General features: G+C 61.2%; 21 protein-coding genes. 13 read left to right on the plus strand and 8 right to left on the minus strand.

All coding sequences use genetic code 11. The features are described from left to right. The first annotated feature begins 63 nt into the window (after positions 1–63). On the plus strand, positions 64–804 hold the full coding sequence (locus FKV68_RS28665) for a ribonuclease activity regulator RraA (RefSeq protein WP_180943881.1): 741 nt from the start codon (positions 64–66) through the stop codon (positions 802–804). A gap of 11 nt (positions 805–815) precedes the next feature. Beyond that, positions 816–1712: an SMP-30/gluconolactonase/LRE family protein gene (locus tag FKV68_RS28670; RefSeq protein ID WP_180943882.1), complete on the plus strand. Its 897-nt coding sequence runs from the start codon at positions 816–818 to the stop codon at positions 1710–1712. Positions 1713–1787: 75 nt separating this feature from the next. On the opposite strand, the gene FKV68_RS28675 is transcribed toward FKV68_RS28670, so the two are convergent. Then, on the minus strand, positions 1788–2768 hold the full coding sequence (locus FKV68_RS28675; RefSeq protein WP_180943883.1) for an aldo/keto reductase: 981 nt from the start codon (positions 2766–2768) through the stop codon (positions 1788–1790). Positions 2769–2782: 14 nt separating this feature from the next. Further along, on the minus strand, positions 2783–3199 hold the full coding sequence (gloA, locus tag FKV68_RS28680; RefSeq protein ID WP_180943884.1) for a lactoylglutathione lyase: 417 nt from the start codon (positions 3197–3199) through the stop codon (positions 2783–2785). Between the two features lie 170 nt (positions 3200–3369). Here gloA and FKV68_RS28685 point away from each other — a divergent pair, with 170 nt between their 5' ends. Then, positions 3370–4152: an SDR family oxidoreductase gene (locus FKV68_RS28685; RefSeq protein WP_180943885.1), complete on the plus strand. Its 783-nt coding sequence runs from the start codon at positions 3370–3372 to the stop codon at positions 4150–4152. Between the two features lie 32 nt (positions 4153–4184). Here the strand turns inward: FKV68_RS28685 and FKV68_RS28690 are convergent, their stop codons facing one another. From FKV68_RS28690 to FKV68_RS28710, 5 genes are all read right to left on the minus strand, one after another. Next, positions 4185–5270 (minus strand): ABC transporter ATP-binding protein, encoded by a 1086-nt coding sequence (locus FKV68_RS28690; RefSeq protein ID WP_180942326.1) that lies wholly within the window; start codon positions 5268–5270, stop codon positions 4185–4187. Between the two features lie 6 nt (positions 5271–5276). Next, entirely contained in the window at positions 5277–6194 is a 918-nt protein-coding gene (locus tag FKV68_RS28695) for a carbohydrate ABC transporter permease (RefSeq protein ID WP_180942327.1), read from the minus strand. A 4-nt stretch (positions 6195–6198) separates the two neighbouring features. Continuing rightward, a complete protein-coding gene (locus FKV68_RS28700) occupies positions 6199–7080 on the minus strand; it encodes a carbohydrate ABC transporter permease (RefSeq protein ID WP_180942328.1) in 882 nt (293 codons plus the stop codon). A 70-nt stretch (positions 7081–7150) separates the two neighbouring features. Continuing rightward, the gene (locus FKV68_RS28705) at positions 7151–8392 is read right to left on the minus strand and encodes an ABC transporter substrate-binding protein (RefSeq protein ID WP_245181482.1); all 1242 of its coding nucleotides are present in this window, start codon (positions 8390–8392) and stop codon (positions 7151–7153) included. 385 nt (positions 8393–8777) lie between these two features. Next, a complete protein-coding gene (locus FKV68_RS28710; protein ID WP_180942329.1) occupies positions 8778–9806 on the minus strand; it encodes a LacI family DNA-binding transcriptional regulator in 1029 nt (342 codons plus the stop codon). 181 nt (positions 9807–9987) lie between these two features. Here FKV68_RS28710 and FKV68_RS28715 point away from each other — a divergent pair, with 181 nt between their 5' ends. The 10 genes from FKV68_RS28715 to FKV68_RS28760 all read left to right on the plus strand — a co-directional run bounded on the left by FKV68_RS28715 (position 9988) and on the right by FKV68_RS28760 (position 20219). Continuing rightward, the gene (locus FKV68_RS28715) at positions 9988–10401 is read left to right on the plus strand and encodes a Rieske (2Fe-2S) protein (RefSeq protein WP_180942330.1); all 414 of its coding nucleotides are present in this window, start codon (positions 9988–9990) and stop codon (positions 10399–10401) included. Positions 10402–10435: 34 nt separating this feature from the next. Further along, positions 10436–11500 (plus strand): amidohydrolase family protein, encoded by a 1065-nt coding sequence (locus tag FKV68_RS28720; protein WP_180942331.1) that lies wholly within the window; start codon positions 10436–10438, stop codon positions 11498–11500. Continuing rightward, the gene (locus FKV68_RS28725) at positions 11497–12609 is read left to right on the plus strand and encodes an amidohydrolase family protein (RefSeq protein WP_180942332.1); all 1113 of its coding nucleotides are present in this window, start codon (positions 11497–11499) and stop codon (positions 12607–12609) included. Before FKV68_RS28720 ends, FKV68_RS28725 begins: the two co-directional genes overlap by 4 nt. A gap of 12 nt (positions 12610–12621) precedes the next feature. After that, positions 12622–13620, plus strand: a complete 999-nt coding sequence (locus tag FKV68_RS28730) for a dihydroxyacetone kinase subunit DhaK (protein ID WP_180942333.1) — start codon at positions 12622–12624, stop codon at positions 13618–13620. Continuing rightward, positions 13620–14252 (plus strand): DAK2 domain-containing protein, encoded by a 633-nt coding sequence (locus FKV68_RS28735; RefSeq protein ID WP_180942334.1) that lies wholly within the window; start codon positions 13620–13622, stop codon positions 14250–14252. The genes FKV68_RS28730 and FKV68_RS28735 overlap by 1 nt, the downstream gene beginning before the upstream one ends. Before the next feature lie 233 nt (positions 14253–14485). Continuing rightward, on the plus strand, positions 14486–15433 hold the full coding sequence (locus FKV68_RS28740) for a carbohydrate ABC transporter permease (RefSeq protein ID WP_180942335.1): 948 nt from the start codon (positions 14486–14488) through the stop codon (positions 15431–15433). After that, entirely contained in the window at positions 15433–16278 is an 846-nt protein-coding gene (locus tag FKV68_RS28745; RefSeq protein ID WP_180942336.1) for a carbohydrate ABC transporter permease, read from the plus strand. The genes FKV68_RS28740 and FKV68_RS28745 overlap by 1 nt, the downstream gene beginning before the upstream one ends. A 32-nt stretch (positions 16279–16310) precedes the next feature. After that, complete coding sequence (locus FKV68_RS28750) at positions 16311–17657, plus strand: ABC transporter substrate-binding protein (protein WP_180942337.1); 1347 nt, start codon at positions 16311–16313, stop codon at positions 17655–17657. Between the two features lie 59 nt (positions 17658–17716). Beyond that, a complete protein-coding gene (locus FKV68_RS28755) occupies positions 17717–18793 on the plus strand; it encodes an ABC transporter ATP-binding protein (RefSeq protein ID WP_180942338.1) in 1077 nt (358 codons plus the stop codon). A gap of 73 nt (positions 18794–18866) precedes the next feature. Then, entirely contained in the window at positions 18867–20219 is a 1353-nt protein-coding gene (locus FKV68_RS28760) for a mandelate racemase/muconate lactonizing enzyme family protein (protein WP_246452706.1), read from the plus strand. A 191-nt stretch (positions 20220–20410) separates the two neighbouring features. Here FKV68_RS28760 and FKV68_RS28765 read toward each other — a convergent pair whose 3' ends face one another. Next, positions 20411–21412, minus strand: coding sequence for a glycine betaine ABC transporter substrate-binding protein (locus FKV68_RS28765; RefSeq protein WP_180942339.1), 1002 nt, complete (start codon positions 21410–21412; stop codon positions 20411–20413). Between the last annotated feature and the right edge of the window lie 61 nt (positions 21413–21473).

A 21473-nucleotide genomic window follows, 5' to 3' on the forward strand; every position in this document is an offset into this window, starting at 1 on the left:
ACCGCATGAACATTTTTCAGCCTCTCCGCCGGACCGGCGAAGACGAAACACAGGAAAACATCCATGATTCAGACACAGGACATCAAACGGCCGCCGCGCGAATGGGTCGAGGCGATCAAGGAAATCGGCGCCGCCACGTCCTCCAGCCAGCTGAGCAAGATGGGCATTCGCAATACGCATATCTGCGGCCCGATCTCCCGCCGGGAAGGGCAAGTGATGTGTGGGCCGGCGCTCACCCTGCAGTTCGTACCCAAGCGCGAGGACCTTCAGGACGCGGACGAGTACGCCCAGCCGGAAAAGCAGTTGCACAGGCACGTCCTATACCACACCCAGCCGGGTGACGTTGTGGTGGTGGATGCGCGCGGCGACATGAAGAGCGGCATCTTCGGGGAGATGATGCTCACCTATTTCCAGGGTAAGGGCGGTGCCGGCGTAGTGATCGACGGGTGCCTGCGAGACTATCCGAACGCCAAGCACCTCGATCTCGGTATGTGGATCCGCGGGCTGACGCCGAACTTCCACACCCAGACGGATCTCATGCCCTGGGGCGTCAACGTGCCGATCTCCTGCGGCGGCGTGTTCGTCATGCCGGGCGACATCATTATCGCCGATGACGACGGTGCGGTCGTCGTACCCGTTTCGCATGCGGAAGAGCTGATCAGACGCGCATCGACCCACCACGAATGGGAGGAATTCTCCAAGGAGAAGCTGCTCGCCGGCGGCGAGCTCAAGCGTTACTACCCGCTACATGACGACGCACGGCCCGAATACGAGGAGTGGCTGCGCAACAAAAACGCGAAGTGAGGCCGTCTCCCATGGAAAAAGCGACACTCGATGAGGGGACGTTCAGCCTGGTGTGCGACTGCCGGTCGCAACTCGGTGAAAGCCCGGTCTGGAGCGAGACCGAACAGGTGCTCTACTTCGTCGACATCCGCGGCCCGTCGATCAATCGCTTCGACCCCGCGACCGGCGAACTCCAGCGCTTCATGCAGTCCGAAGAGATCGGCTGTATCGGCCTTGTCCGTGGCGGTGGGTTCATTGCCGGCCTGCGATCCGGCATCTGGCGGCTCGACTCTCGGGGCAAGCCGATCCTGAAGCTTGCGGATAACCCGGAAGGCACCGAAACGAGCCGCTTCAACGATGGTCGCGTCGGTCCGGACGGACGGTTCTATGCGGGCACGGTGGATGAGAGCAGGCAGCAAGCGGCAAAGCTATACCGCTATGACAGCAATGGACTTGCGCCGCTGATGGAGGGGCTCATGACCTCCAATGGCCTTGCGTTCTCGCCGGACGGCAGGACGCTTTACCATGTAGACTCTCCCGTTTCGAAGGTTACGGCGCATGATTTCGACAAATCGGCGGGTGCGATTTCAGGCGGACGTGTGTTGATCGAAATACCCGACAACCCGGCGGCGCGGCCGGACGGAAGCACGATAGATGCGGAAGGCTGCTATTGGGTGGCGATCTTCGGCGCAGCCTTGGTCCGACGCTTCTCGCCGACGGGCGAGTTGATGGCCGAATATCCTGTGCCGGTGAAGTGCCCCACGATGCCTGCCTTCGGCGGCCCGGACAGGCGCACTCTGTTCGTGACGACAGCGGGGAGCCGCAGACCTCCGGAGGAAATGGCCCAATTCCCCACATCCGGCAGCCTGTTTGCCATGCGGGCACCGGTTGCAGGCGTGCCGGAGCCATTCTTCGACGAAGACATCTGACGAAAAGCCGGTCGTGAGGCCGGTTTCTTTCACGATCTGGCGGAAGGCCGGCCACCCGAGTGGCCGGCCGTTCTTCTATTCGAAGCCCATGATCTTGTGGGGCACATAGTGCTCCGTCAATTCCTTCAGGTCTTCCGGCGTCAGCTTGATCGTGACCGCCTCCGCGGCATCGACGATCTGGCTCTCGCGGCTGACGCCGACGATCGGAGCCGCAACGGCCGGGTTGGACAGAAGCCAGGCTATGGCGATGCGGGCGCGGGGCACGCCATGGCGCCTGGCGACATTGGCGACGGCATTGATGACCTTCGCATCGGCCTCTTCCGTATCGCCGTAGAGGACCGGCCGCAGGATGTCGGTGCCCTTGCGCAGCGAGTCATGCCCGTCCTCGCGGGCGAGAAGGCCGCGGGCAAGGGGGCTCCACGGGATGAGGCCGACACCTTCGGCCGCGCAAAGCGGCACCATTTCCCGCTCTTCCTCGCGGTTGAGCAGGTTGTAGTGGTTCTGCATCGAGATGAAGCGCGCCCAACCCTTGCGGTCCGAAAGGTAGAGCGACTTGGCAAACTTCCAGGCATGCATGGAAGAGGCGCCGATATAGCGAACCTTTCCGATCTTCACGAGATCCGTCAGAGCTTCGAGTGTCTCTTCGATCGGCGTTACCGGATCCCAGCGATGAATCTGGTAGAGATCCACGTAGTCGGTGCCGAGGCGCCGCAGGCTATGATCGATTTCCTGCATGATCGCCTTGCGCGAGAGTCCCTTTGCATTCGGGCCGTCGCGCAGCGGAGAATTGATCTTGGTTGCCAGCACGATCTCATCGCGCTTGGCGAAGTCCTTGAGGGCGCGGCCGACAATCTCCTCGCTGGAGCCGTTGGAGTAGATGTTGGCCGTGTCGAAGAAATTGACGCCGAGCTCGATCGCCTTCTTGATCAGCGGGCGGCTGTCCTCTTCTACGAGTGTCCATTTCGGATTGCCGCGATCGGGTTCGCCGAAGGTCATGCATCCGAGGCAGATGCGCGAGACCTCGAGCCCCGAATTCCCCAGTCTGGTATATTCCATCGTCAAGACTCCGATTATTTGCTTTCCTGGATAAGTTCGATGCGATAGCCATCCGGATCGTCGACGAAGGCGATCGCGGTGGTACCGAATTTGACCGGGCCGGGCTCGCGAACGATCTTGACCCCTTCGTTCCGCATGGCCTCGCAGGCGGCGTAGATATCCGGCACGCCGACGGCGAGATGGCCGAAGCCATTGCCCTTTTCGTAGCTCTCGACGCCGTAGTTGTAGGTCAATTCGATCATCGGATCGGTCTTTTCGGCACCGTAGCCGATGAAGACGTTGGTGTAGTTGCCTTCCGGCACATCGATCGTGCGGATGACCTCCATGCCGAAGTGCTTGGAGTAGAAGTCGATCGATCGCTGCAGATCGCCGACACGGATCATCGTGTGCATGATCCTCGGTGGCTTGGCAGTTTGGGTGGCTGTTGCCATTGTCTGTCTCCTCTATGGTGGATAGGTCGGCTACGTCGTAGCCGATGGTGAAAAAATCTTTCCAAAACAAAAACTTACCCTGGAAACGGAGAACTTTGTTATGTAAAACCATTCATATGTTGCGGAATGCAATAACAGCGTTGCCGCATGGTCCGGATGGAGGAACGGCTATGGATTTGAAAGGTAAGGTGGCGCTTGTGACGGGTGCGGGCTCCGGCATCGGAAAGGCGTCGGCGCTCATGCTGGCTGCTCGAGGCGCAAGGGTCGCGGTGCTGAGCAGGACCGGGAGCGAGATACTGAAGGCGAAGGAGGAGATCGAGGCCGCTGGCGGCGAGGCGCTGGCGCTCACCGGCGATGTCAGCCTCGAGGACGACATGAAAGGCGCGGTTGAAACGCTCGTCTCGGCCTGGGGACGGCTCGACATCGTGGTCGCTAATGCCGGCATCAACGGCGTATGGGCGCCGATCGACGATCTGCAGCCGCATGAATGGGACAAGACGATCGCCGTCAATCTGCGCGGCACCTACCTCACCATTCATTGCGTCGTGCCGCACCTGAAGCTTGCCGGCGGCGGCTCGATCGTCGTCGTTTCCTCGATCAATGGTACCCGGACCTTCACGACCGCCGGCGCGACGGCATATTCCGCCACCAAGGCGGCGCAGCTTGCCATGGTACAGCAGCTCGCGCTTGAGCTCGGAAAATCCCGCATCCGCATCAACGCGGTCTGCCCCGGCCTGATCACCACCAACATTCCCGACAGCACGATCAAACGCAATCAGGACGCCGCACGCATTCCGGTCGTCTGGCCGGAGGGCGATATTCCGATCACCGGCGGCAAGGCGGGCACGAGCGAGGACGTCGCCGAAATCATAGCATTCCTGGCGTCCGACCACGCACGCCACATCACCGGATCGCCGGTCTGGATCGACGGTGGCCAGAGCCTGCTGCGGTGACAGCGGCAGGCAACGCCGGAGACGGCGGGGGCTCACAATCGGTCCCCCGCCTCGTCAAACAGCGATGCCTGGGCGATGTTCACGTAGATGTCGGTAGGGGCGCCGATCGAGGCTGCCTGATCCGAAGAAATCCGCATCGAAAAATTCTCGCCGGCGAGCATGCCCCAGAGGAGTGTATCCGGCCCCATCGACTCCTCGATCGTAAAGGTGGCCTCCAGTCTTGCGGAATGCTGTTCCGATGGACGCAACTGGGCCTGTTCGGGACGCAACCCCAGCGTCGCCTCTTGTCTGTCGTGAAACGGTCGGGAGAACTCATAAGCGGTCAGGTCGATCTCACTGCCGTCCGCAAGGCGGAAGCTGGTGCCGGCGTCTTTTCGGACCAGAGTTCCGGGGAGGAAGTTCATCTGCGGGGATCCGACGAAGCCCGCAACAAAGCGATTGACGGGGCGCTGGTAGATTTCCTTGGGCGTCGCGAGCTGCTGGATGACGCCCTTGTGCATGACCGCGATGCGGTCGGCGAGCGTCAATGCCTCCACTTGGTCGTGGGTGACGAAGATCATCGTCGAGCCCAGGCGCTTGTGCAGCCGCTTGATTTCGACGCGCAGTTCCGTCCGCAGCTTGGCATCGAGGTTCGAAAGCGGTTCGTCGAAGAGCAGCACCTTTGCGTCGCGCACAAGCGCGCGGCCGATCGCGACACGCTGGCGCTGTCCGCCTGAAAGCTGCGCCGGCTGGCGCTGCAGCAGCGGCTCGAGCTGGAGGATGCGCGCTGCTTCCGAGACGCGCCGGGCGATCTCGGCTTTCGGCATTCCCGACATTTTCAGCCCGAAGGAAAGGTTTCCTTCCACCGTGAGGCGCGGATAAAGGGCATAGGACTGGAAGACCATGCCGATGCCGCGTTCATGCGGTTCGGACCAGGTGACATTGCGGCCACCGATCCAGATCTGACCCTCGGCGATGTCGAGAAGCCCGGCGATGGCGTTGAGCAGTGTGGACTTTCCGCAGCCGGAAGGACCGAGAAGCACGAGGAATTCGCCTTCTTCCACTTCGAGATCGAGCGTTTCGAGCACGTTCAAGACACCGAAGGAGATCTGCAGATTCCGAATGGAAACGCTGGACATGAATGCTTACCCTTTGACTGCGCCAGCGGCGATGCCGCGCACGAACCAGCGGCCCGAAACGAAATAGACGATGAGGGGGACGGCGGCGGTCATGATGGTGGCCGCCATGTTGACGTTGTAGGCGATCTCACCCTCGGTCGGCGCGACGAGGTTGGTGAGTTGCACCGTCATCGGGCGGTTGGCGAGGCCACCGAAGGTGAGCCCCATGATGAAGTCGTTCCAGATTCCGGTGACCTGCAGGATGACCGCCACCACCAGCATGGGGATCGACATCGGCAGCATCAAACGGAAGAAGATCGAGAAGAACCGCCCGCCATCGACGCGTGCAGCCTTGAAGAGGTCGATCGGTATCCCCGCATAATAGTTGCGGAAGAGCAGAGTGATCACCGGCAGGCCGAAGATGACATGCGTCAGAACCAGTGCATAGATCGTGCTGAACAGGCCCGTCGCTGAATAGATGCGCACCAGCGGATAGATGAAGACCTGATAGGGCAGGAAGGCGCCGAGCAGGAGAGCGGCAAACAGCAGATTGGCAAAGCGGACGCGCCAGAATGAGAGTGCATAGCCCGTTAGCGCGCCGACGAAGATCGAGCAGAACACCGACGGCACAAGTATTTTCACGGAGTTCCAGAACCCTGGGCTGATGCCGCGGCAATCGAGACCGGTGCATGCGCTGGACCATGCCTTTGCCCAGGGCTCGAACGTTACGGTCGTGGGCAGAGAAAAAAGACCGCCAAGGCGGATTTCCTCCATCGGCTTGATCGAGGTGATGATCATCACGTAGAGCGGCAGCAGGAAGAACAATGCGGAAATGACGAGAAAGGCATAGATGCCGATACGGGCGGGACCGATGCTTTTGGGAGCTCGGCCGCTTGGACCTTCGCCCATGCGCACGTGGTGGATCTTTGCCGGAGGAGTGCTCATCGGCTCAGTCCTTCCGCTTTTCGGCGCGGAAATATTCCGCGTAGAGCCAAGGGGTAAGGGCGCAGAGCAACGTGATCAGCAGCGTCGTCGCGGCGGCAGTTGCAAGCCCGATGTTCTGGCGCTGGAAAAGGTAGTCCATCACGAATTTCGCCGGCACGTCGGACGAGAATCCCGGCCCGCCCCCGGTCAGCACCAGCACAAGGTCGTAGAGTTTGACGACACCGAGAGAAAGGAGAACGGTTGCGCTGATGAAGCTCGGCCGCAGGATCGGCACGACGATGTGCCAGTAGAACCGCCAGGGCTTCACGCCATCGATGCGCGAGGCCTTCCAGAGATCCGGATCGATGCCGCGAAGCCCCGCAAGCATGATCGCCATCACGAGTCCGGCCGCGTGCCAGACGGCGGCGAGAACGACGCAATAGATTGCCGTTTCCTTCCGGATGATCCAGTCGAAGCGGAAGTTCTCGAAGCCCCAGCCGCGAACGGTCTGCTCGATGCCGAGTGTCGGGTTCAGGATCCACTGCCACACAAGGCCGGTGACGATGAAGCTCATGGCATAGGGATAAAGAATGATGGTGCGCAGAAACCCCTCGGCGCGGATGCGTTGATCCAGGGCGACGGCAAGCAGGAAGCCCAACGCGAGCGAGATGGCGATCATCAGCACGCCGAAGATCACCATGTTCTGGATTGACGTTAGCCAGCGCTCGGTGCCGAAGAGGCGCACATACTGGCTGAAGCCTGCAAAACGGGCGACGGGCAACATCCGGGAATCGGTGAAGGAAATGCCAACTGTCCAGATGATCGTGCCAATATAGGCAAACACGACGATCAGGATCGCGGGCGTCAGGCCAGCATAAACGCTCCAGCGGATTGGACGCTGCTTCATCGGAATTTCCCGGACAATGCGTAAGAAAAAGCGAGTGGCAGTGTCCTGCCGCTCGCGTGGCTGGAAGTTTCTATTCCTGGAACTCGGAGAGCACGGCCGCATACTTGTCGGCGAACTCGTCCGGCGTTTCTGAAGGCGTCGCCCAATATTCGACCACGACGTCGGCGAGCGAATTCAGCATGTCGGCGCCAGCCAGCCAGTCTGGGCCTGCAAGCTGCTTGCCCGGGTCCTTGAGCACCTCAAGACCCACCTTGGAGCAGGCATCGAGGCCGGACGTGTCAACGTCATTGCGGACCGGCATGGAACCCTTGAGGTTGTTGAATTTGACCTGCACATCCTTGTCCAGCATGACTTCCGCCATGAGGGCCTGCGCCTTGGCGGCTGCTTCCGACCCGCCTTTCGGCATGATGAAGACATTGGAATCCATCAGGAAGTTCTGCTGGCCGAGCCCGAGAACGCAACCATAGTCCTTGCCCGCAACCCAGCCGGCGGCGGTGAACTCGCCTTTTTCCCAGTCGCCCATGATATGCATAGCCGCCTTGCCGGTGGTCAGCATCGACGCGGCCTCGTTGAAGGAACGGTTCGGCGTGCCGGGATCCGTATAGCTCCGGATCTTCGCATAAGTTTCGGCGACGCGTTTGAACTCCGGCGTCTTGGTCGCTTCCGGGTTCTTGTCGCGGAAGATCGAGAGGTAGAGATCGCGACCGCCGGCTCCCGCGAGCACGCCATTGAAGAGCTGGTGCTGCTGCCAGGGCTGTGCGCCGAATGCGAGCGGGATGATGCCGCCGGCCTTGAACCTGTCGGCCGCGGCGAAGAATTCCTCCCAGGTCGTCGGTTCCTGGACGCCGAATTTCTCGAACAGTGCCTTGTTGTACCAGAGCCAGTTCGGTGTCTGCAGGTTCACCGGCACGGCATAGATGTGCCCGTCTCGGCTTACGGCCTCCAGCACGTCGGCGGGAAGCGACTTCTTCCAGTCACCGGCCGCGGCAACGTTATCGAGATTGTTGAGCAGTCCCTGGTCGGCAAGTTCGCCGAACTGCTTGCCGGCATTCATCATCATCACCGTCGGCGGGTTGCCGCCAACGATCCGGTTGATCCCGGTTGGCTTCGCGACGTCACCGTTGACGATTGCGTTGTCCACCCATTCCCCGCCGGCAGCGTTGAACGCATCGGCAAAGACCTTCACCGCCTTCGACTGCGCTTCCGTTGTCCACCAATGCAGTACCTCGGCCTTCTCGGCGGCAAAAGCGGATTGAGCCAGTGCGAGCGCCAGGGCGCTTGCGCCAATCAAGGCGCGATATCTCTGCAGCATTCTTGTCTCCTCCCATAGCGGTCCCGACACGCTGAGTTGGCAGCGCCCGGGCTTTAGTCGAACCTGTCGCGGATAAGGTTCTCCTCCTCCTCGTCCGTAGGCAGCGTATGCTCCAATCGCCTTTTTAGTCAACATTTACCGCAATAATATTGCGGTAAATGTTTAGGCTGTTAGGTTCGCTCTCGCGCCGCGTCATCCATCGCGCTTCCTAATCCCCCGGATGCGGCGTTCCGTGCGGTCCCGATGTAGGTCAAATATGAACGACAACAATTCGAATTAGAATTGCAAGCGTGTCGGAGATTGTCAAGGCCAAACAACCGCGCAACCGGGTCTCGTGAAACCGAGGCAGATTTGGCAGGAAAGGGCGCGGGCGGGCGCGATCAAGTCACCCGGCCGCTTCAAGAACGCGCGCAAGCCAATCGGTCTTGCCCGCCTGCGCTGCGGATTCGCGCTCGATGATTTCGGAAACCAGTGCGAGCCGCACCGGCGGCCGATTGCGGGCTTCGGCGCTTGCCATGCGCTCGGCGATGCAGCGCACCATGGCGGCGCCCATCTCCACCTGCGGCGTTCTGACCGTGGTCAGCCGCGGCGACATATGGGTGGCGGAGGCGAAGTCATTGAAGCCCACGACCGAAACGTCTTCCGGGACCCGGATGCCGAGGCGCAGCAGTTCGGATATTACAGCGATTGCAATCCCGTCATGGGCACAAAAGAGTGCCGTCGGTTCCTTGCCGGAGCGAAGATACCGGAAGAAGGCGCTGCGGAATCCTTGCGATTCGTCGAAGACGATATCGTCCACCACGGCGTCTTCGACGGTCGAGGCGCCATCACGGAAGCCGCGAAAGCGTTCCGCGCGGCCCATGGGCGTTGCGCTGCCATGCACGAATGCCATGTTGCGGTGGCCGAGGCCGGCCAACATCCGTGCAACCGCGTAGCCGGATTCCCAGTCGGCACCCACGACCTGGTCGATCCGCTCCATCGGGCTCGCATAACTCGCACAGACGACCGGCAGGCCGGTTCGCGCGGCAAGGGCGGACCATTCGGATGGGCGGGGCACCGCCAGTATGATGCCGACGATTGACGAATCCAGCGGCGCTGCGTCGTTGAGATGGCGCGCCTGACGGGGAAGAATCGCAAATCCGAGCTTCTCTCCCTCCTGTTCCGCGCCGTGCATGATGTTGAGCCAAAGCTCGCTGCTGACAGGATCGATCTCCTGCCGAACGAAGAGAATGTGCCCTGCCGTGTAGTTGACGTCCTGGTTGACGCGATAACCCATTGAATGGGCAGCCCTGATCACGCGGTTCCGGGTTGCCTCCCCAACGCCGGGTTTTCCGGACAGGGCGCGCGACACGGAAAACTTCGAAAGACCGAGACTGTCGGCAAGATCCTGAATGGTAACGCGGTTGGAAGCCATGGCCAAACTCTGTTCTTTGTCGGTTTTGTTGTGACGCAGGAGAGGCTTAACGTCAAGTCATGCGGCAAATTGCAAAACAATGTTGCGCTCCGTGTTTTGTAATGTTAGCTTCCGCTCCTAACAAGATCAAAGGTCCGGCTCTCGGTGGAGGACCGTCCGGGTGCCGTTCCGGGAGGAAATCGTGGCGAGGCACATAGTCGCCGCTCTGGCGGAGATCCCTCCGGGATCGCAGAAGCTTGTCCATGTCAAGGGGCGGTCCATCGCCGTCTTCAACGTCAACGGCGAACTGTTCGGCATTTCCGACACCTGCCCTCACCAGGGCGGCAGCCTCGCAGCCGGCGCGACCGTTGGGCTGACGACCTCAACGGAACCGGGAAAGTTCTGTCATTCCCGTCCGGGAGAGTTCGTCCGCTGCCCATGGCACAGCTGGGAATTCGATTTGCGCACCGGGAAATCCTGGTGTGATCCGCGGAAATTCCGGGCGAGGCCCTACGACCTGAGTGTCGAGTCCGGCGAGGCACTGGTCGCAGGTCCGTATGTCGCCGAGACGTTCGGTGTCTCCGTCGAGGACCAGTACGTCGTCGTGGAGCTCTAGGTCGCCACCAAGTCCGGAATGAGGAGGTTCCGTCTTGTCGATTTCCGATGCCATCGATTGCGATATTCATCCAGGGGTGCCAACGATCAAGGCGCTGCTGCCCTACATGAACGACTATTGGCGGGAGGCGTTCATTGCGCGGGGGCAGGATAATTTCCAGCCGGCAAGCTACCTGCCGAACTCGCCGATCGCCTGCCGGTCCGACTGGCGCGATGGCGACGCCATTCCAGGCAGCAACTTCGATCTCCTGCAAAAGCATGCGCTGGATGGCTTCAGCGCCCGCTTTGCGATCTGTAATGTCCTTTACGGCGGGTCTTTCTCGATCAGCGAAACGATGGGCGCCGCCATCTGCTCGGCAGTCAATGACTGGGTGAGGGCGGCATGGCTGGCTCGCGATCCGCGGCTGCGCGCGTCGATCGTGGTGCCGACCCAGAACCCGCGGCTTGCGGTCGAGGAAATCGAACGGTTGGCGGGGGATCGTCGTTTCGTGCAGATCCTCATGCCGGTGGCGCTCGACATGATGCTCGGCAAGCAGCATTACTGGCCGATTTTCGAGGCGGCGACCCGTCACGATTTACCGATCGGTCTCCACGCCGGCAGCCTTTACCGTTACGCCCCGACGACGAATGGCTGGCCGAGCCATTATCTGCAGGACTATGTCAGCAACAATCATGCGTTCGAAAGCCAGCTTCTCAGCCTCATTTCCCAGGGCGTGTTCGTCAAGTTTCCCGAGTTGAAGATCGTTTTGATCGAAAGCGGCGTGACGTGGCTTCCAGGCTTCCTCTGGCGCGCGCGCAAGACATGGCGCGCGGTGCGTCCGGAAGTGCCGTGGGTGGACGAATCCCCGATCGAGATCGTGCGCCGGCACGTGCGCCTCACGGCCCAGCCCATCGATGGCCCCGGCGATCCGGCAATCCTTGAGCGGGTGCTGAACCAGATCGGCTCGGACGACATGCTGCTCTTCGCCACCGACTACCCGCACTGGCAGTTCGACGCCGATCGCGTGCTTCCCGAGGGCGTATCGGCTCGCCTCATCGAGAAGATGACGCACGACAATCCGCTCGCCACTTATCCGAGACTGAGGGAGACGATCCAATGACCCCGGCCGATCAAATCCTTGAGCGACCGGTACAGGGCGCCGCGAGGCTTCAGTTCGTCGACTGCGATATCCATCCGTCGCTGAAGCACAAAAAGGCGTTGCACCCCTATCTCGAGAAGCGTTGGCGCGATCACCTCGACACCTATGGCAGCCTGGCGCATTGCGTCTATGCCGGACGAGGCGGCCCCTATCCGCGCTTCACGCCCGAGACAGCGCGCCGCGACGCGTGGCCGCCGAACGGAAACCCGCCCGGTTCTGACCTGGAATTTATGCAGGTCCAGCATCTCGACGCGCACAACGTCAAGTTCGGCATCCTGCAACCGATCGTCGGCGCCAACAATGCCCGCAACACGGACCTGTCGGCAGCGCTCTGCACGGCCACCAACGACTGGCAGGTGGACGAGTTTACTTCGAAGGACAGACGGCTGAAGGCATCGATCCACATCGGCGCGGAGGATGCCGAACTTGCCGTCGAGGAAATCGAGCGTCGTGCCGGAGACCGGAATTTCGCGCAGATCCAGCTCGGTTCGCGCTCCCTTGAGCCGATCGGCCGCAAGCGCTACTGGCCGATCTTCGAGGCGGCCGAGCGCAACGACCTGCCGGTCGGCTTCCATGTCGGCGGCCCGTCGCCCTATGCACCGTCGCCAAGCGGCTGGCCCGATTACTATATCGAAGATCATCATGTGTTGACCCACAGCGCCCATGCGCAGGTTGCGAGCATGATCCTCGAAGGCGTCTTCGAGCTTTTCCCGAAGCTCCGCATCGTCATGATCGAGGCCGGCTTTGCCTGGGTGCCATCGCTTGGCTGGCGGCTCGACAATCATTGGCGGAAGATGCGAAGCGAAACGCCGCTCTGCAAAAGGCCGCCCTCCGAATATCTCAGGCAGAACGTCTGGTTCACCACCCAGCCCGCCGAAGAGCCGGAGCACCGCGAAGACCTGCGCCTGCTCTTCGACCTCATCGGTTTCGACCGCATGATGTTTGCGACCGACTATCCGCATTGGGACTTCGACGATCCACAGCGAGCGATCGTGATGCCGATGACCGCCGCCGAGCGGCAAATGCTGTTCCATGACAACGCCATGAATTTCTATGCCAATCTCGATTGAAAGACCTGTTTCATGAAGAAGCTCATCAACGATCCTGCACATTATGTCGACGAAACCCTCGATGGCCTGACGCTCGCATTTCCGTCGCTCGTGCGCGACGGCGCGGCTGGCCGTGTCATACGGCGCGCGGAGGGCGTGACCAGAGGGAAGGTTGGCATCGCTTCTGGTGGCGGTTTCGGCCATCTGCCACTTTTCACCGGCTATGTTGGCCGTGGCCTCATCGATAGCTGCGCGATCGGCAACGTTTTCGAGGGCCCAAACATCGACAGCTGCGTAGATGCGATCCGACTCGCCGATGGTGGTCGGGGTGTGCTGCGGCTTTACGGCAATTACGGCGGCGACAGGATGAATTTCGATATGGCCGGCGAGGTGCTCGAGGACGAAGGCATCCGTTGCACGACCGTGCTCGGCACCGACGACATCGCCAGTGGCGGGCCAGACGAAATCGGCCGTCGGCGCGGTGTGGCCGGGTTGATCTATGCCTACAAGGCTGCCGGAGCCTCTGCCGACAGAGGGGCCGACCTGGAGGAGGTGACTCGGATCGCCGCAAAAGCGGTCGCTGCGACCCGCACGATCGGTGTCGGGCTTGCTCCCTGCCGGCTGCCGTCGGCCGCAAAGCCGAGCTTCGAGCTTGCGGAAGACGAGATTGAAATGGGGATCGGTATCCACGGTGAACCGGGCATATGGCGCGACAAACTCAGGAGCGCGGATGCGATCGCCGACGAAATGGTCGATCGGTTGCTGGCCGATCTGCCCGCGCAGACAGGCGGCGAGGTCTCGGTTCTGGTCAACGGTCTCGGCGCCACCCCTCAGGAGGAACTCTTCATCCTTTATCGGCGGGTCAGGAAACGGCTTGACGATGCGGGCGTGAACGTCGTTCAGCCGCTCGTCGGCAACTACGTGACTTCGATGGAAATGCAGGGAGCATCGGTCAGCCTCTTCCATCTGGACGAGGAATTGAAGACGCTGCTGCGCGCCCCGGCCGAATGCCCGTTCTGGAGGGTCGACTGATGGAACTGACGGTTTTCCAGATCGCCGAGGGCGTCAGCCGCGCCACCCGGGCCATGGCCGGCCTGGAGCAGGAATTGAACGCCGCAGACGCGAAGCTGGGTGATGGCGACACGGGCTCCATGCTCGCCCGCGTTATTGGCGCCATGGCGGCATCGGAGCCGCAAGCGGCAAGATCGGTGAGCGACGTCTTCGGCAGGCTTGCCCGCGCCGGCATGTCGGCAACGGGCTCCAGCCTGGGGACGCTTTTCGCCAGTTCGCTCCTGGCTCTGTCGAAGCAGACAAGAGAATGGGAACGCGTCGATTGGGAGGACCTTTCCGGTCTCCTTGCCGCGGCGCGCGACGGGATGATGGCGAGGGGCAACGCCAAGCTCGGCGACAAGACGGTGCTGGACGCGCTGGATGCCGTTGCTGCCGCGGTGGCCGGAAAGGTTGATGCCGAAGGAGCTGCGCGTGCCGCCCGGGAGGCGGTCGACCGGGTTATACTTGAGTTCCGCGGCCGGCCTTGTCGTATGGGGCGGGCAAAGTTCTTTGCCGAGAAAAGTGTGGGTCTCGACGATCCCGGCATGTTGGCCTTTGCCGCGTTGACAAAGGCGGTGGCGAAAATCCCCGCAAAGCGCAACCTAACACCCTAACAAGCTTAGCACTCCACCGCGCTATCAACGTATTTTTACGCAAGGCGAGTTGCCGGTGACGGCGATTTCTCCCCATAGCCACCGGGAAAGCGTAGGTAAAGCTAAAGAAAATAACAGAACGCGAATTTCTGCTTGCATTGTGTTAGGTAAATGGTTTGAGTGTTGATGCTGGACGTTAGGTAAACGGAAGGCGACGGAGGGTCTGGAGGGACCCGCTGTAGGAGGAGGAAAAAATGGTGGCTCAACAGTTCGAGCCGACAGGCGGATATGTCGACATGGTCGGCGAGGACGCCATGTCCGAGCGTCGCAATGCGTGGATCAAATTTCAGGACCGGATGTTCGTACCGCTGACGACCGTTCCGACGATCATCGCGAGCCTTCTCGTCTTCGGCATCCCGCTCACTTTCTCGTTGTTGCTGAGCTTTCAGGGCTGGACAATCGACAGCGCGCTGCTGGCCGGCAGATTCGTCGGTCTCGCCAACTACGAGGATCTCTTCACCGATACGCTGTTTCGGTCGAGCCTCCTGCTGACGATTGGCTACACGCTCTCGACAGTGACGCTGGAACTCCTGTGCGGTCTTGGCGTGGCACTTCTTCTCAACAGCCGCGTGCCTTTCGTGCGCATCTTCCGCACCGCGCTCATCATTCCCATGATGATCACGCCGATCGTGGCCGCACTGACCTGGAAGCTGCTGCTCGATCCAAGCTACGGGCTGGTCAACGCCATCCTAGGCACCAAGACGGTCTGGCTCGGAGACCCCAATCTGGCACTGATTGCCGTCGGCATCGTCAACATCTGGCAGAACACGCCGTTCGTCGCGATCCTGCTGCTCGCCGGTCTGCAGTCGCTGCCGAGCGAGCCGGTCGAGGCGGCCGCTGTGGATGGCGCGAACTCCTGGCAGACCTTCCGCCATGTGACACTGCCACTCCTTATGCCCTATGTGGTCGTGGCAGTGCTTCTCCGCACGATCTTCGAGTTCCGCTCCTTCGAGAACATCTGGGTGATGACGGGCGGTGGCCCGGCGAATGCGACAAAGCTGCTCTCCGTCTACACCTTCGAGGCGTCGTTCCTGTCCTTCGACCTGACGCTCGCGGCTGCCTCGTCCTGGGTTATGCTCTTCATCGTGCTGATCTTCTGCGTTTTCTTCATCCTCGCCACCGAGCGGAAGGAGATCCAGTGATGTCCGGTTTCGCCCGCGGCAAGCGCCGCAAGTTCATCAGCTACGTGCTGACCTACGCAGGCCTCGTAAGCCTTTTCCTGGTTTTCGTATTCCCGCTTCTATGGATCGTCGGTATCTCGCTCAAGACGCGCGAGCAGATCTTCACCAACCCGCCGGTGTTCTTCTGGATACCGACCTTTGAGAACTATGTGCACGTGCTGACGCAGTCGGACTTCCTGGCGTCCTTCGGCAATTCGCTCGTCGTCACGACGGCCTCGGTGACGCTTTCCCTGCTTATAGGCATCCCGGCGTCCTACACCTTCGCGCGCTTCCATTTTCGGGGCCGTGGTGTGGCGATGATCACGCTCCTGATCATGCGGATGCTGCCGCCGGTCGCGATCCTCCTTCCGCTCTTCGTGCTCTTCAAGGCAGTCGGACTGTCCAACACGCGCATTTCCGTCATCATCGCCTACACGACCTTCAGCCTGCCGCTGATCGTCTGGGTGATGAAGGACTATTTCGCCAACCTGCCGAAGGAGCTGGAGGAGGCCGCCTATATTGACGGCGCTTCCAGGATGCTCGCCTTCCGCAGAATCGTGCTGCCGCTCGCTCGGCCGGGCATTGTCACCGCCGCGATCCTGTCGCTGCTGCTCGCCTGGAACGACTTCATCTTCGCGGCGATCCTCACAAACAACGCGACGCGTACCTCGCCGGTGCTGCTCGCAAGCTATGCCGGTGGGGAGACCGGCACCAACTGGGGAGCGATCACCGCCTCGGGCGTGCTCGTCGTCATCCCCGTCATCATCTTCTCGCTGATCGTCCAGAAGCACCTAGTGCAGGGACTGTCGTCGGGAACCGTGAAGTGAATGTGTCTGCAGCAACGGAGGAGGAAATGGGAATGGAGAAGAACAAGGGAACGTATGGCGGACCAGCTATCAGCCGCCGCAGCATGATGATCGGTTCGGCGGCGACCATCGCCGGCGCGGGGCTGATGAGCTCGTCGCTCTTCACGCCGGCGCTTGCCCAGAGCAAGCCGCAGAAGCTCACCGTACTCGGCGACAGCGCGCCGTGGAAGGGCACGATCGTTGAAGATGCCATTCCGGCCTTCACCAAGGAGACAGGCATCGAGGTCGAATATATCCAGTTGCCGAACGAGCCGCTCATTACCCGCGCCCGCGCCGAACTGACCAGTGGCAGCACGACGAGCTTCGACGTCATGCAGATGGGCGCCTCGATGATCGGCTGGATGCATCCGTATATGGAAGACGTCAACGAGCTCCTGAAGAAGGCTGGCGGGAAGTACGCCGCCGATTTCGGCATGGACGAATTCTCGCAGGCGTCGCTCGACCTCGCCAGCATCGACGGCGTCCTGCGCGGCGTGCCCTACCGCAGCACCACCTATATCCTGCACTACCAGCCGGCTCTCCTGGAAGCGGTCGGCATCAAGGCCCCGCCGACCACATTCGCCGAATATCTCGATGCGGCCCAGAAGCTGACCGAGGCAGGCAAGCCGAACCGTTTCGGTGTGGGCTACTGCGCCCGTCAGGGTGGGGCTATCGTCGATCATTTCGGTCCCTACCTTCTCTCGGCAGGCGGCGGCTTTTACGACAGCAAGACGAAGGACATCTGGATCAACAATGCGAAGTCGCTGGCCGGCCTCGAATTCTACGCAAGCCTGCTCAACAAGCACAATGTGGTGCCGCAGGACGCGCTCACGTGGGAATGGGATGAAATCATCGCCAACGGCCAGAACGACCGTTACGCGATGGCGATCACGCTCAACGCCTCCGCTACCCCCATCAACAGGTCCGACAAGTCCAAGACCAAGGGCAAGTGGAAATGGGCGATGGTTCCGGGTCTTGAGAGCGCGGCCGACAGCCGCTCCTCGCTCGGCGGCTGGAGTTTTGCGGTTCCGTCCAAGGGTGCTCATACCGGCTGGGCCTTCGAGTTCGTGCAGTTCATCACCAGCCGCGAATGGGCGAAGCGTTCGATGGAAAAGGGCAATGCCTCGGCGCGCCTTTCCGTCCTAACGGATCCGGAGGTCGTCAACACCTACGGCTTCACAGGCGTGATGGCCGACCAGCTGAAGACCGCAATCGCCAATCCGCGCGATGCGTTCTGGGGCGCCGTGGAGGCGCAGCTTCGCGCCGGTCTTTCCAAAACGCTGCTCGGTCAGGCGTCGCCGAAGGACGCGATGGACGAGGTCGCGACCGGCTGGGAGCGCACGATGCGCCGCGCGGGCTGATCGAATTGCCGGGCGGAATATCGCCCGCCCGGCTTGTCCCATATAGAAAGGAGAGGACCATGGCTTCCGTTCAGATGACAGAGGTCAGGAAGAGCTTCGGCGCCGTGGATGTCATCCATGGTATCGATCTCAAGATCGAGGATGGCGCCTTCGTGGCGTTGGTCGGTCCGTCCGGCTGCGGGAAGTCGACCCTTCTGCGGATGATCGCGGGGCTCGAGGAAACGTCGGGCGGAGAAATCGCCATCGGTAATCGGGTGGTCAACGATCTGACGCCTCGCGAGCGTAATATCGCGATGGTTTTCCAGAATTATGCGCTCTATCCGCATATGACGGTTGCGGAAAACATGGGCTTCAATCTGAAGCTCGCCAAGAAGCCGCAGGCCGAGATCGATGCTCGCGTGAGCGAAGCGGCCAGGATGCTCGGCCTCACCCCGCTGCTCGACCGCCGCCCCTCGCAACTGTCCGGGGGACAGCGCCAGCGCGTCGCCATGGGGCGCGCCGTGGTGCGCAAACCGCAAGTCTTCCTGTTCGACGAGCCTCTATCCAACCTCGACGCCAAACTGCGCGTCCAAATGCGTTCCGAGATTAAGGGCCTGCACCAGAAGGTCAGGACAACTTCCATCTATGTCACCCACGACCAGATCGAGGCAATGACGCTCGCGGACCATATCGTCGTCATGCATGGCGGCCGCATCGAGCAGCAGGGACATCCGATGGAGCTTTATCGCAGGCCCGCCAACCTGTTCGTTGCGGGCTTTATCGGTACTCCGGCCATGAATTTCGTCGACGCCGTCGGTGGCAGCGACGATCGAGGTGCCTTGGCGAAGCTCGCGGGCGGCGAAGCGATCCGTGTCGATGGCGTGCGACTGGAAGAGGGCAGGCCGGTGACGCTCGGCTTCCGTCCAGAGCATCTCGCAACCCATGGTGCCGGCACGCGCCTTAAAGGCCCGGCGCGTTTCGTGGAGCCCACGGGGGCGCTGACGCATGTCACCTTCGATCTCGGCGGGCACAATATCGTTGCTGTCATCGATGGTGAGCATCAAGTGGCGACCGGCCAGGCTTTCGAGGCCTCGGTCGCGCCGGAACTCGTGCATGTTTTTGATCGCCAGTCCGGGATGCGGCTGAACGCGGCCTAGGTGGAACATCGAGGCAAAAACCGACTTCAAGGGCCGGTTTCCCAAGGTCGGCCTTCAAACCAGGAGATTGAAAGTGAACAAGCCCATCAACGCGGCCTCCACGCTAGAGGCGGTCGAGAATGCCGTGCGGACGCATTCTCGCCCCTCGGACATCCGTATCACCGACATGCGCATCGCCGTCGTGACGGGGATATGCTATTACCCGATCATCCGCATCGACACCAATCAGGGCGTCTACGGGCTTGGCGAGGTTCGCGATGGCGGGCATCCGGAAAGTGCGCTGCGGCTCAAGCATTTCCTGCTCGGCCAGAATCCCTGCAATGTCGACATGATCTTCAACGCGCTGCGGCTCTACGGCGGTGACGGGCGCGAAGGAGGCGGAGTTTCCGGCATCGAGATCGCGCTCTGGGATCTTGTCGGCAAGATCTACGGCGTGCCCTGCCACCAGTTCTTCGGAGGAAAGTATCGCGACAGCGTCCGCATCTACGGCGATACGCCTGCGCCCGCAGAGCTGACGCCCGAGGCCTACGCCAAGGCTGTCCGCGCGCGCGCCGACATGGGTCTCACCTTCATCAAGTTCGACCTGCCGCCCAAGCTCTTCGAAACGACGGAAGGTGCGCTCATCGGCGCGGCTACGAAACACGAATACGATCTCGGCAGGAGCACCCGCGCGCCGGGCTCCGGACGCGGCGCCAAGATTTCGGAAAAGGGGATCGAAACCGCGGTCGAAATCGTGCGGGCGGTTCGTGCCGAGGTCGGCAGTGAGATCTCGCTCTGCGTCGATCATTTCGGCGAAGGCTACGTCACTGCGGATGAGGCGATCCGCATCGGCAAGGCGCTTGAACCGTTCAACCTTGCGTGGATCGAGGACCCGGTCATCTGGCACGATATCAAGGGACACAAGAAGGTTGCGGACGCCCTGCTGACGCCGGTCGCGGGCGGTGAGGATCTCTATCTTGTCGACGGTTTCCGCGAGGCGATCGAAACCCAGGCCTTCGATATCCTGCACCCCGATCTCCTGACGTCGGGCGGCATGCTGGAGACAAAGCGCATCGCCGACTACGGCGCGCGCTACGGCCTCGCTACCGCACTGCATTCGTGCTGCTCGCCGATCGGCTTCATGGCGAACGTCCACTGCGGTGCTGCGATCAACAGCCTGCTGGCGGTCGAACATCATGGCCTTGACGTGCCGTTTTGGGAGGAACTGGTTACGGGTCTCGATCCGAAATATCTCGACGAAGGCTACGTAAAGGTTCCTGATCTGCCAGGGCTTGGCATCGAACTCAATCTGGAGGCTGTAAAGGCCAACCTGCGCGAACCGGACGCACTGTTTCTGCCGACCGAGGAGTGGAACAAGCGTAAGGCAGGCTTCGAACGGGTCGAACCGCCGCGCTATCAGACCCAGCTTATCCGTGGTCGACGCTAGCGTGAAGAAGGATACCCCCCGGCGACGGGTGTCTTTCACGGCGTTCAGCACTCGTATGAGTACTAAAGCCAAAGATTGGCAATGAGCGTTGGCTTAAGGAGGGCGGCAGGCGCGAGTCTTGGTCCAGCCGTGATCACAAGTAGCGAAAGGAAGCGCGCCGTTTGAGATCCACGCGCTTCCCCAAGCTCGGTTCAGAGGGCCGCCTCGACTTTTTCAGCGACGTCCGCTGGCACCCATTTCGACCAGATGTCCTTGTTCTGCTCTAGGAAGTGCTGAGCGCCCTCCTCGCCGGCCGCCTGATTTTCCGTCTGCCACGCCATGAGCTTGCCGACGGTATCGTTACTCCAACCGCGCGTATTGAAATACGCCATGACTTCCGGGCTGGTTCGATCCGCGAATGCCTTGGTCACGACGGTATAGACCTTGTCGACAGGCCAGGCATTTACCTTGGGATCGGGGCATTCCAGGTTTGTGTTGCAGCGCTTCCATTCGGCGGCATCGTGCGGGACGGTTGGCTGCAGCATCACCATCTCATACTTTCCAAGCAACGCCGTCGGAGCCCAGTAGTATGTGATGAAACCTTCCTTGCGCTCGTAGGCCTTCGCAATGGCGCCGTCGAGGCCTGCCGCAGAGCCAGGATCGAGAAGCCTGAAGCCCCTTTCGCTCGCGTCGTATGCCTTGAACAACTGCGCGGTCACGATTGTCGCACCCCAGCCGGCAGCGCCGTTGAAGATCACGCCCTTGCTCGCATCTTCCGGATCCGGAAACAATTCAGGATGTTTGAGCGCATCATCGATGGTCTTGATGTCGGGATGCGCATCTGCCAGATATTTTGGAATCCATAGGCCTTGAATGCCGCCATCCGGTAGCGCGGCCGCTCCCAGCACAATCTTCCCGTCAGCGACGCCACGCGGAACGATCTCAGGCAGGAGGTCGATCCACGTCTCCGACGACACGTCCGGATCCCCCTTTTCGACCATCGAGGTCGTAGTCGGCACAGTATCGCCGGGAACGGTTTGGACATTACAGCCGTAGCCGTTTTCCAGGATGAACTTGTCGACGAAGGTGAGCACTTCGGCGCTCTGGACGTTATGCACCGCAAGGGTGACGTCGCCGCAGTCGGCGGCATCTGCTGCGGTGATGCCCCATGGCAGCCCGAAGATCGTCGATGTCGAAAGCAGATACTTTTTCATTTTTCGTTCCCCTTTTCAGCGGCACACTTTCTTCACGCGGGCTGCCGCTTTTCGTTCGCGT

The organism is Sinorhizobium mexicanum (genome assembly GCF_013488225.1).
Classification (GTDB): Bacteria; Pseudomonadota; Alphaproteobacteria; order Rhizobiales; family Rhizobiaceae; genus Sinorhizobium; species Sinorhizobium mexicanum.